The organism is Cellvibrio sp. QJXJ (assembly GCF_024452345.1).
Lineage (GTDB): Bacteria > Pseudomonadota > Gammaproteobacteria > Pseudomonadales > Cellvibrionaceae > Cellvibrio.
This window is the reverse complement of the sequence record NZ_CP101662.1, coordinates 1289031-1300872: the sequence shown is the minus strand read 5'-3', so window position 1 is coordinate 1300872 and position 11842 is coordinate 1289031. Positions and strand designations below refer to the sequence as shown.

The 11842-nt window shown below is 47.2% G+C and carries 8 protein-coding genes; all 8 read left to right on the top strand.

The features are described from left to right. Positions 1–51 precede the first annotated feature (51 nt). Positions 52–1242: a 2-oxoglutarate dehydrogenase complex dihydrolipoyllysine-residue succinyltransferase gene (gene odhB / locus NNX04_RS05515; protein ID WP_261947743.1), complete on the top strand. Its 1191-nt coding sequence runs from the start codon at positions 52–54 to the stop codon at positions 1240–1242. A 104-nt stretch (positions 1243–1346) separates the two neighbouring features. Next, on the top strand, positions 1347–2786 hold the full coding sequence (lpdA, locus tag NNX04_RS05510; protein WP_261947742.1) for a dihydrolipoyl dehydrogenase: 1440 nt from the start codon (positions 1347–1349) through the stop codon (positions 2784–2786). 123 nt (positions 2787–2909) lie between these two features. Beyond that, positions 2910–4076, top strand: a complete 1167-nt coding sequence (gene sucC, locus NNX04_RS05505; RefSeq protein ID WP_007640591.1) for an ADP-forming succinate--CoA ligase subunit beta — start codon at positions 2910–2912, stop codon at positions 4074–4076. Positions 4077–4088: 12 nt separating this feature from the next. After that, positions 4089–4961 carry a succinate--CoA ligase subunit alpha gene (gene sucD / locus NNX04_RS05500; protein ID WP_133682474.1) on the top strand — a complete coding sequence of 291 codons (873 nt, stop codon included), beginning with the start codon at positions 4089–4091 and terminating at the stop codon, positions 4959–4961. 147 nt (positions 4962–5108) lie between these two features. Beyond that, complete coding sequence (locus NNX04_RS05495) at positions 5109–6662, top strand: FAD-binding domain-containing protein (protein ID WP_261947741.1); 1554 nt, start codon at positions 5109–5111, stop codon at positions 6660–6662. 163 nt (positions 6663–6825) lie between these two features. Then, positions 6826–8472 (top strand): pectate lyase, encoded by a 1647-nt coding sequence (locus tag NNX04_RS05490; RefSeq protein WP_261947740.1) that lies wholly within the window; start codon positions 6826–6828, stop codon positions 8470–8472. A gap of 181 nt (positions 8473–8653) precedes the next feature. Continuing rightward, on the top strand, positions 8654–10573 hold the full coding sequence (gene speA / locus NNX04_RS05485; RefSeq protein WP_261947739.1) for a biosynthetic arginine decarboxylase: 1920 nt from the start codon (positions 8654–8656) through the stop codon (positions 10571–10573). Between the two features lie 69 nt (positions 10574–10642). Beyond that, the gene (locus tag NNX04_RS05480; protein WP_261947738.1) at positions 10643–11842 is read left to right on the top strand and encodes a saccharopine dehydrogenase family protein; all 1200 of its coding nucleotides are present in this window, start codon (positions 10643–10645) and stop codon (positions 11840–11842) included.

Below are 11842 nucleotides of genomic sequence, written 5' to 3'. Positions count from 1 at the left end.
TAACTGATTAATTGATCAAATAATCCTAGCGCTACAGAGAGATGGAATAGCATGAGTATCGAAATCAAAGCCCCTACCTTCCCTGAATCCGTTGCCGATGGCACGGTAGCAACCTGGCACAAAAAACCAGGCGAAGCCGTCAAGCGCGATGAGTTGATCGTTGATATTGAAACCGACAAGGTTGTATTAGAAGTGGTTGCGCCCGCTGATGGTAGCATCGCTGAAATTATCAAAGGCGAAGGTGACACCGTACTGAGCAATGAAGTGATTGCTCGTTTTGTGGAAGGTGCTGTTGCCGCCGCCGCACCAGCCGCTGTTGCGCCCATTGAAACAAAGCCTGCCGCCACTGCAGAGAAATTGGTAAACCCCGCTGCACGTAAAATGGCAGAGGAAAACAACGTAAATACTGCCGCTGTTGCTGGTAGCGGTAAAGATGGTCGTGTTACCAAAGAAGATGTTGCCAACCATTTAAAATCTGCTCCAGCGGTTAGCGCAGCTGCTGCGCCTGCACCGGTTGTTGCAATCGAAGCGGTAGGCGATCGTGTTGAGAAGCGTGTACCTATGACACGTTTGCGCAAGCGTATTGCTGAGCGCCTGCTTGAAGCATCTAGCACTACTGCAATGCTCACTACGTTCAATGAAGTGAATATGGCGCCAGTAATGGCACTGCGTGCAAAATACAAAGACCAATTTGAAAAAGCGCATAACGGTTCACGTTTGGGCTTTATGAGTTTCTTTGTAAAAGCCGCTGCTGAAGCGTTGCGTCGTTTCCCTGTGGTAAATGCTTCTATCGACAATAACGATGTTGTATACCACGGTTATCAGGATATTGGTGTTGCTGTATCGACTGAAAAAGGTTTGGTCGTTCCAGTGTTGCGTAACGCTGAGAACATGAGCTTGGCAACTATCGAAAATACTATCCGTGATTTCGGTTTGCGCGCACGTGATGGCAAACTCGGTATTGAAGAGATGTCGGGCGGCACTTTCACTATTACCAACGGTGGTGTGTTTGGTTCGCTGCTGTCTACTCCAATTTTGAATCTGCCTCAGTCTGCAATTTTGGGTATGCACAAAATTCAAGAGCGCCCAATGGCAGTTAATGGCAAGGTAGAAATTTTACCGATGATGTATTTGGCGTTGTCCTACGACCATCGTTTGCTGGATGGTAAAGAGGCTGTGCAATTCCTCGTGACCATTAAGGATTTGTTGGAAGATCCGGCGCGCATTTTGTTGGAAATCTAATCTGCTTTTTTGAAACGCTCTTGGCAACCTAAGAGCGTTTTTTTATGTGAAGGGTTACTGCTCACAAGGTTGTAGCCGACTGTTAATAATTTAGGAACATTGTTATGTCTGAAAAATTTGATGTGATAGTTATCGGTTCTGGCCCCGCGGGCTATGTTGCCGCCATCCGTGCCGCGCAATTGGGTTTGAAAACTGCGTGTGTTGAGAAGTGGAAAAACGAAGAAGGCAAGGGCGTTAACGGCGGTACTTGCTTGAACGTAGGTTGCATCCCGTCTAAAGCATTACTCGATAGCTCTTACAAATACCACGAAGCAAAAGAGGATTTAGGTCTTCATGGTATTACCACTTCAGGCGTAGAGCTGAATGTTTCTTCGATGATTGCACGTAAAAATCAAATCATCAAAAATCTGACCGGCGGTATCGCAGGACTGTTCAAGTCTAACGGTGTTACCAGCTTGTTCGGTACTGGTAAATTGCTTGCTGGCAAAAAAGTTGAAGTGACTGACTTTGATGGCAAAGTAACGATATACGATGCTGAAAACGTGATCTTAGCCTCTGGTTCCAGTCCAATTAATATTCCCCCGGCACCTGTTGATAACGATGTGGTTGTTAACTCTACTGGCGCATTGGAATTTACTGAAGTGCCAAAGCGTTTGGGCGTGATCGGCGCTGGTGTAATTGGTTTGGAACTGGGATCTGTTTGGAATCGTTGTGGCTCCAAAGTTACCGTGCTGGAAGCATTGGACAGTTTCCTCGCAATTATGGATCAACAAATTGCCAAAGAAACTCAAAAGATCCTCACCAAACAAGGTTTGGATATCCGTACCAGTTCACGCGTTACCGGTTCAAAAGTAAACGGCAAAGAAGTGACCGTTACCTATTTGGACAAAGAAGGTAAAGAGCAGCAAGAAACGTTTGATAAGTTAATTGTGTGCGTTGGTCGTCGTCCATTCACTGAGAACCTGTTGGCTGCTGATAGCGGTGTGAATCTGGATGAACGTGGTTTTATTTTTGTAAACGAACAATGCGAAACTAATGCACCGGGCGTTTGGGCAATTGGTGATGTAGTGCGTGGCCCGATGTTGGCACACAAAGGTTCGGAAGAAGGTGTGATGGTTGCCGAGCGCATCGCAGGCCAAAAATCACAAATCAATTACGATATTATTCCTAACGTAATTTATACCCATCCTGAAGTTGCCTCCGTTGGTAAAACGGAAGAGCAAGTTAAAGCGTCAGGCGAGCCATACAATGTAGGTACCTTCCCGTTCGCAGCCTCTGGCCGTGCTATGGCGGCTAATGAAACTCAAGGTTTGGTAAAGATTATTGCTCACGCTGAGACTGATCGTATCCTCGGTTGCCACATTGTTGGCCCAAGCGCTGCAGATTTGGTTCAGCAAGTGGCGATTGCAATGGAGTTCGGTTCCAGTGCGGAAGATTTGGGCATGATGGTGTTTGGTCACCCAACCCTGTCTGAAGCTATCCACGAAGCAGCATTGGCGGTGCATGGTCATGCCATCCACGTAGCCAACAAGAAGAAGCGTTAAGAGAACCATAGAGTCCTCGTTTTTTAGGCGGGGGCGAACTCATAAGGTTCGTCTCCATCGATAACCCAGTTGGCATGTCTATCGATAATTACATGTCCAACCATCGTCAAATGGAACTACACCATGAATTTGCACGAGTATCAGGGTAAGCAACTGTTTGCCCAATATGGTCTGCCTGTTTCTAAAGGCATTGCTGCTGCGACTGTTGAAGAGGCTGTTGCCGCTGCGGATCAAATCGGCGGCGATATGTTCGTCGTTAAAGCTCAGGTTCACGCTGGCGGCCGCGGTAAAGCGGGCGGCGTAAAGCTGGTTAAGAGCAAAGAGGATATCCGCGCTTTCGCTGAAAAGTGGTTGGGCAAAAACCTGGTGACTTATCAAACTGATGAGAAAGGCCAGCCAGTAAGCCGCATTTTGGTTGAAACCTGTACCGACATCGCCAAAGAATTGTACTTGGGCGCTGTAGTTGACCGTTCAAGCCGTCGCATCGTGTTCATGGCCTCTACCGAAGGTGGTGTAGAGATCGAGAAAGTTGCACACGATACTCCAGAAAAAATCCTTAAAGTTGCTGTTGATCCGCTGGTTGGCGCTCAGCCTTTCCAGGGGCGCGATTTGGCTTTCAAACTCGGTTTGGAAGGTAAGCAAATCAACCAATTCGTGAACATCTTCCTTGGCTTGGCCAAGTTGTTCAAAGAGAAAGATTTGGCATTATTGGAAGTGAACCCATTGGTGATCACTCCAGAAGGTAACTTGCACTGCCTGGATGCCAAGTTGGTAATCGACGGCAATGCTCTATACCGTCATCCAGAATTGAAAGCAATGCAAGATCCAACTCAAGAAGATGCGCGTGAAGCTCATGCTGCTGCTTGGGAACTGAACTACGTTGCACTCGGTGGCGATATCGGTTGTATGGTAAACGGTGCTGGTTTGGCGATGGGTACCATGGACATCGTTAAATTGCACGGCGGCCAACCTGCTAACTTCCTTGACGTAGGCGGTGGTGCAACTAAAGAACGCGTAGTTGAAGCGTTCAAAATCATTTTGTCTGATGACGCGGTGAAAGCTGTATTCATCAACATCTTTGGCGGTATCGTACGTTGCGACATGATCGCAGAAGGCGTAATTGGTGCAGTTAAAGAAGTAGGCGTAAAAGTACCTGTTGTTGTTCGTCTGCAAGGTAACAATGCTGAATTGGGTGCAAAAGTGTTGGGCGAAAGCGGCCTGAACATTATTGCCGATACCGACTTGACTGGCGCTGCCAAGAAAGTTGTTGCAGCTGCTGCGAATCAATAAGGGGCAAAGAACATGAGCGTTTTAATTAACAAAGACACCAAAGTAATCTGCCAAGGCTTCACTGGCGCGCAAGGTACTTTCCACTCTGAACAAGCGATTGCTTACGGCACCAAAATGGTTGGTGGTGTAACTCCAGGTAAAGGTGGTCAAACTCACCTCGGCCTGCCAGTGTTCAACACTGTTGCTGAAGCAGTAGAAGCGACTGGTGCAACCGCATCCGTTATCTACGTACCGGCTCCTTTCTGTAAAGACTCAATCCTTGAAGCGGCTAACGGTGGCATCAAGTTGATCGTGTGTATTACCGAAGGTATCCCAACTCTCGACATGCTTGACGCAAAAGTGAAGTGTGACGAGTTGGGTGTACGCTTGATTGGCCCTAACTGCCCAGGTGTTATCACTCCAGGTGAGTGCAAAATCGGCATCATGCCAGGCCATATCCACAAGCCAGGTAAAGTAGGTATCGTATCGCGCTCAGGTACTTTGACTTATGAAGCGGTTAAGCAAACTACCGATTACGGTTTCGGCCAATCTACTTGCGTAGGTATTGGTGGTGACCCAATCCCAGGCTCCAACTTCATCGATATCCTGAAGTTGTTCCAAGCTGACCCACAAACCGAAGCGATCGTAATGATCGGTGAGATCGGTGGTTCTGCAGAAGAAGAGGCGGCTGCTTACATCAAAGCTAACGTGACCAAGCCTGTTGTGTCTTACATCGCTGGTGTAACTGCACCTGCTGGTAAGCGTATGGGGCACGCTGGTGCGATTATTTCTGGCGGTAAAGGTACTGCTGACGAGAAATTTGCTGCACTGGAAGATGCGGGAGTTAAAACCGTTAAGAGCTTGGCCGATATCGGTAAAGCACTGAAAGAAATCACTGGCTGGTAATTTTTCCACGCCAAGTTGTTTCAAAAAGGCGATCTTCGGATCGCCTTTTTTATTGCCATTTTTTCGTCGCTTTATTTTATCTATTTGCTCAGATCCAATCGTCAAGATTTAACGTATGCACAAAACCTTTCTTATTTTGGTTTTTGCATGCTCGCGCTCTGGTGGATAAAACGCGATTTTCGCCTTGATGATAATGCTGCGTTACATGCGGCATTGACTGAATGTGACCATGTTATTCCAGTTTTCTTTCTCGAGCCGGCTGTTTATCTTGCACAAGACGCCTCTGCATTTCATTTGCAGTCGCAGTTGACGGCACTGGCCGATTTGCAATTCTCGCTGCGATCCATCGGCGCTGAGCTACTGATTATCAACACAGATTTACCTGCTGGTTTTGTGCAATTAAAAGAGAGATTGGGTTTTACTCATATCTACTCCCATGAAGAAACAGGTGCAGGTATTACTTATCAGCGCGATAAAGCAGTTGCGCGATGGTGTAAAAAAGAAAACGTTCTCTGGCAAGAACTGCCTCAATCTGGAGTTGTTCGTCGTTTAGGTTCACGCGATAAACGCACCAAAATTATTGCTGAACGTTTATTCGATTCAGAGCCCCTTGAATCACCCTCTACAATCCCTCAGCCAGCTCTTGAGCATTTAAATTTTTTTGCCATTCCTTCATTGCATGAACTTGCACCGCAGCTACTGGATAAACGTATCTCCTGGCCTAGTGTTCAGGTAGTGAGTGAGAGACGTGCGCAGCGTACGTTGGATAGTTTTTTGCGGGAGCGTTCGTTGAGCTATCGCGGTGGAATTTCCTCACCCAATAAAGCCTTTTTTTGTGGCTCACGCTTATCGCCTCACATTGCCTGGGGGACGCTCAGTTTGCGTCGTATTTTTTTCCGCCTTCATCAGCGGTTGTCAGAGTTAGATGAGCAGTTGGATGCAGGCGATGACAACAAACTTGCACTGCGCTGGCAAAAAAGTTTGGAAAGTTTTAGTTCGCGTTTGTTTTGGCGCGATCATTTTGTCCAGCGTTTGGAGTCAGCGAGTTATATGGAGTTTCGCGCATTAAATCCGGCATACGAGGTTTTGGAATACTCGCAGGATACAAGTAGATTGGCGGCCTGGCTTAATGGCGAAACAGGGTTTCCTTTGGTAGATGCTTGTATGCGTTGTTTACAGGCCACCGGTTTTTTGAATTTTCGCATGCGGGCGATGGTGGTCAATTTTGCCTGCTTTGGATTGCATATCCACTGGCGGGATTTGCAGTATCCGCTCGCGCGTTTATTCACGGATTACGAGCCGGGCATTCATTTTTCCCAAGTGCAAATGCAAGCGGCAATTGTTGGCATCAATACTATTCGCGTTTACAGTCCACTGAAGCAATTAATAGATCAAGACCCGGGATGCCAGTTTATCAAGCGTTGGATTCCTGAGTTACGCTGTTACAGCGCTGAGCAAATAGCCTGTCATGAGACTATGCCGCTGCCGGGCTACCCCCGCGCTATTGTGGATGCTGAGCAGAATATCCGCGTGATGAAAGATCGCATTAGCCGTATTCGTAAAAGCGATGAGGGCAGGGAAGCCTCGCAACAAGTGTTGGTAAAACATGGCTCTCGCCTGAAACAAAAAAATGCGAAAACAACACGCCATGCTGAATCCCACAGCGCCTGTGACAACCAAATTGACTTGTTTGGGCATTAGAGGTTGATGCAATTTAATGTTAAATTGACTATTAGTGCGTTCTAATTGCCTTATTATGGCTAAAAAGAATGTAATGGCAGCAAGCTCTTACATCATAAAAATTCTCTGAAACTATCGGCACAAATAGTTCGGTCGCTGTATCAATAACAATTAGAGAGAAACTATGCGACTAATCAACCCCGTTCCCGGGCGAACCCTGGTGTTCGCTATTTCATTTTTATGCATTTTATGGAGTGCATCCCTCTCGGCAAAGCCCAGTGTGACCGAGGTAAAGACCACCATGAAATTGGCCAGTCAGTTTATGCTCGACAAGGTCAGTTATCGCGGCGCGTTTGTGTGGTCTTATCTGCCTGATTTTTCGCGCCAGTGGGGTGAGTTGGAAGCGCGTCGCTCGATGATCTGGATGCAGCCTCCCGGCACCGCGACTGTCGGCCATTTATTTCTTGATGCCTATAACGCGACAGGTGATGAATACTATTACTCTGCCGCAGAGCGGGTAGCCGGTGCGATTATTTTTGCCCAGCACCCCAGTGGGGGCTGGAATTACCTGACTGATTTTGCGGGCGAGGCGGCACTTAAGGACTGGTACGCGACTATCGGTAAACATGCATGGCGTCTTGAAGAATTCCAGCATTATTACGGTAACGCGACTTTCGATGATGCCGGTACGGCAGAGGCCGCGAAATTTTTACTGCGCTTATACAGTGCCAAACTGGATCCCAAATACCGACCAGCGCTGGATAAAGTTATCGACTTTGTGCTTAAAAGCCAGTATCCCGTGGGTGGGTGGCCCCAGCGTTTTCCGCTGATGCACGACCATCCCGGTAAAAATCAGCCTGACTACACCAGCTTTATCACCTTCAATGATGATGTGGCCGCCGAAAATATCGATTTCCTGCTCATGTGTTATCAGGTGCTGGGGGAGTCTCGAGTGCGCGAGCCGGTCATCCGCGCGATGAATGTATTCCTTACTACCCAGATGGGTGCGCCGCAGCCTGGGTGGTCGCTGCAATATACGCCGGAATTACAGCCAGCAGGCGCGCGCTCCTATGAGCCAAAGTCACTGCATGCGCCTACTACCGCGGATAATATCCGTATGTTAATTCAGTTCTATCGCATGACTGGTGAGACCAAATTTCTGGCGCGTATTCCCGAAGCAATTGAGTGGCTGGAAAGTTTAAAGTTACCGGTAAAGCCTGAATATGAGGGGCGCAGCCATGCATCATTTATCGAGTTAGGCACCAATCGTGCGTTATTTACCCATCGGCGCGGATCTAACATCACCAATGGTGAGTATTACGTGGATTATCAAGCCAAACATATGCTGGCTCACTACAAATCAGCCGCGCGGGTGGATACAGACCGTTTGCGCCGTGAGTACGCGCAAGCGCTTGCCCTAAGCCCCGAGCAAGCGGTGGTAGGCTCGCCCTTACATGCGATGGGTGAAATACGTCTGCCAGCGTTTTTTACGCTTGGTAAAGTGAGCGTATCGGATTTGAATTTTCGTGCGCAAAAGCCTGACCAATCTGCCGATATTAGCGCCCAAGCTCGTGCATTGATTGAGGGGTTGAACCCACAGGGATATTGGCCAACACCGCTTTACTACACTACAAATCCCTATCGCGGCCCGGCTCCTGGTGAAAAGAAAAATATTCCACCAACAGAGGCGTTTGCTGCGACTATGGTGGGGGATGAGTGGGATACATCGCCTTACCCGGTAGAGACGCCGGTAATGGGCATCTCAACTGCTGCCTATATCAAAAATATGGGTGTGCTCATTCAGTATTTGCAACAGCAAGCATCGCAATAGAAATTGCTCCATTTATCTCGCATCCGCCCAATTCGGGCGGAGTGCTTTATTTTTCACGAAAAATGTGGACAATTGCGCGCCATTTTGCAGTTTTATGGCGCTGGTCGCTTTGAACCTGCACTCGAGAAGAAATTATTTCCATCCGGCGGGCTTGCCCGTTCCTTAGCAGGGTTGAATCATATTGAATACTTCTGAGCAAGCAGCAGTTTGGTCTTCACGTACTTCCGCCGAACTTTATGGCATAGATGAGTGGAGTAACGGTTATTTTGGTATTTCCCCGGAAGGGGAAGTTATTGTTCGCGCACCCAATGTTGATGGTGAGACTAGTGTTTCACTGATGAGTATTGTGGATGGTCTGCAGCAGCGTGGACTGCAAATGCCCGTATTGTTGCGTGTGGAAAATATCCTTGATTCGCGCATCAGTATCCTTAACGATTCCTTTGCACAAGCTATTGAGGTGAGCGGCTACCAAGGCTGCTATCGCGGCGCGTTTCCTATTAAGGTGAATCAGCAAAGTAATGTGATTGCGGAAATCGCCCGTTTTGGTGAGCGCTACAATCATGGCCTTGAAGCGGGCAGTAAAGCTGAGTTAATGATTGCCCTTGCAACCTTGACGAATCGCGACAGTTTAATTATCTGCAACGGTTACAAAGACTCCGAATTTATTTCACTTGGTTTGCAAGCGCGCAAGCTTGGATTCAAATGTTTTTTTGTGCTGGAAACCTTGAGCGAATTACAATCAGTCATTGAATGCAGTCGTAGTCTTGATGTAGAACCACTGATTGGTGTGCGGTTAAAACTGTCTACCAAAGTCGAAGGGCATTGGAGCGAAGACAGTGGTGATCGCAGTTTATTTGGTCTCAATACCAATGAGCTGGTGAGCGTGATTGACACGCTACGCGATGCAGATTTGCTGCATTGTTTCCAATTATTGCATTTTCATTTGGGTTCACAAATTCCCAATATTCGCAGTATTCGGGCGGGTGTGTTGGAAGCCTGCCGCTATTATATTGAACTGGTAGGCGAGGGCGCGCCGCTGGGGTATTTGGATTTGGGCGGCGGTTTGGCAATTGATTACGATGGTACTTGCAGCACCAATGGTCACAGCCGTAATTATTCGGTACAAGAATATTGTATCGATGTGGTGGAAGCGATTCAGGAAAGTCTGGATCAACACCAAATCCCGCATCCAACGATTGTTACAGAATCCGGGCGTGCCACGGTCGCGCATACATCCGTATTATTATTTAATATTCTTGATGTAACGCATTTTGAACCTACGGCCATGCCTGAGTCATTGCCTGCGGGTTGTCATGAAATGATTGCCAACCTCTGGCATACACTCTCGGTTATTCGGGTTGCAAATTTACAAGAATCCTATAACGACGTTATTTATTATCGCGACAAAATTCGCGATTTATTTCACTCGGGCGACATCAGTTTGCGCCACCGGGTATTGGGTGAAAATATTTATCTCGCCGCGCTGCAAAAAATCGCGGCCTTATTACCGCAAATGAAGCGCATTCCTGCGGAGCTGGAAAGTTTGCCGCAATTGTTGGCCGATATTTATTACGGCAATTTTAGTGTGTTTCAATCTTTGCCAGACTCTTGGGCGATTGGTCAGATTTTTCCGGTGATGCCGATTCACCGGTTAAATGAGGAGCCAACACGTCAAGCGATCATCGCTGACCTCACGTGTGATTGTGATGGAAAGTTACAAAAGTTTGCGACCTCGGCAGGTGAGTCCACCACTTTACCGCTGCATGCCATTAATGCCGGCGACGAATATTACTTGGGTGTTTTTCTGGTGGGTGCTTATCAAGAAACCTTGGGTGATCTCCACAATTTATTTGGCGACACTAACGTGGCCAGTGTGCGTATCAATGCCGATAAGAGCATTGATTTCGTGCATGAATTACACGGCGACAGTATTGCCGATGTGCTGAGTTACGTGGAGTACAAACCCAATTCACTTTATGAACAATTTCGCCAAACTGCTGAGCAAGCTGTGCGCGACGGTGTAATCAGTATTGCTGACCGGCAACAAATGTTATCGGCTTATTCTGAAAGTTTGCGCGGTTATACCTATTTCGAAAAATAATCCTTACGACTCCTCGTGCTTAGTATGCGCTCTAGGCATGTCATTTTTTATTCTAATGGGAGGCCTTAGATGGCAAAAGTATTAATTATTGGTGCAGGTGGTGTTAGCGGAGTAGTAGTGCATAAATGTGCACAGCTGCCAGAGGTGTTTTCCGAGATTGTGCTTGCGAGCCGTACCGAATCAAAATGCAAGGCGATTTCCGCACAATTAACTCGTCCGATTAAAACCGCACAGGTGGACGCCGATAATGTACCGGAATTGGTGGCGCTAATTAATGCTGAAAAACCAGATTTAGTAATCAATGTGGCATTACCTTATCAAGACCTGACTATTATGGATGCCTGTTTGGAAACGGGTGTGGATTATCTGGATACCGCCAATTACGAACCGTTGGATACTGCCAAGTTTGAATATTCATGGCAGTGGGCCTATCAAGACAAATTTAAACATGCCGGTTTAACGGCGTTATTGGGTTCCGGTTTTGATCCGGGTGTAACCAATGTTTACACCGCCTATTTGAAAAAACATTATTTCGATGAAATTCATTACTTGGATATTATTGATTGTAATGCGGGTGACCATGGCTTGCCGTTTGCAACCAATTTCAATCCGGAAATTAATATTCGCGAAGTGACCGCCAATGGTCGCTATTGGGAAAATGGTACCTGGGTTGAAACGCCTCCATTGTCAGTCAATCAGGTGTTTGATTTTCCCGCCGAGATTGGTCCCAAAAAAATCTACATGATGTACCACGAAGAACTTGAATCGCTGGTAAAACATTTTCCTGAAATTAAACGCGCGCGTTTTTGGATGACCTTCTCGGATAATTATTTAAAACATCTGGAAGTGCTCGGCAATGTGGGCATGACGGGAATTGAGCCGGTCATGTTTGAAGGTCGCGAAATAGTGCCCCTGCAATTTTTAAAAGCTCTGCTTCCAGATCCCGCAAGCCTTGGCCCGCTGACCAAAGGAAAAACTTGCATCGGTTGTTTTGCGCAAGGTTTGAAAGATGGTAAGCCGGTCGCCATGTTTGTATACAACGTGTGCGATCATCAGGAGTGCTACCGTGAGGTGAAATCCCAAGCAATTTCTTACACCACCGGTGTGCCTGCGATGATTGGTGCCAAAATGATTTTGGAAGGGAAATGGAAAAAACCGGGTGTATGGAATATGGAACAATACGATCCGGATCCGTTTATGGAAGACTTGAATAAATACGGTCTGCCCTGGCAGGTCGTCGAAGTTGACCCTAAAGCAATTGAAGGTTGA

Coding starts and splice junctions, on each gene's coding strand:
- odhB (WP_261947743.1), top strand. CDS start 52: ATGAGTATCGAAATCAAAGCCCCTACCTTCCCTGAATCCGTTGCCGAT.
- lpdA (WP_261947742.1), top strand. CDS start 1,347: ATGTCTGAAAAATTTGATGTGATAGTTATCGGTTCTGGCCCCGCGGGC.
- sucC (WP_007640591.1), top strand. CDS start 2,910: ATGAATTTGCACGAGTATCAGGGTAAGCAACTGTTTGCCCAATATGGT.
- sucD (WP_133682474.1), top strand. CDS start 4,089: ATGAGCGTTTTAATTAACAAAGACACCAAAGTAATCTGCCAAGGCTTC.
- NNX04_RS05495 (WP_261947741.1), top strand. CDS start 5,109: ATGCTCGCGCTCTGGTGGATAAAACGCGATTTTCGCCTTGATGATAAT.
- NNX04_RS05490 (WP_261947740.1), top strand. CDS start 6,826: ATGCGACTAATCAACCCCGTTCCCGGGCGAACCCTGGTGTTCGCTATT.
- NNX04_RS05480 (WP_261947738.1), top strand. CDS start 10,643: ATGGCAAAAGTATTAATTATTGGTGCAGGTGGTGTTAGCGGAGTAGTA.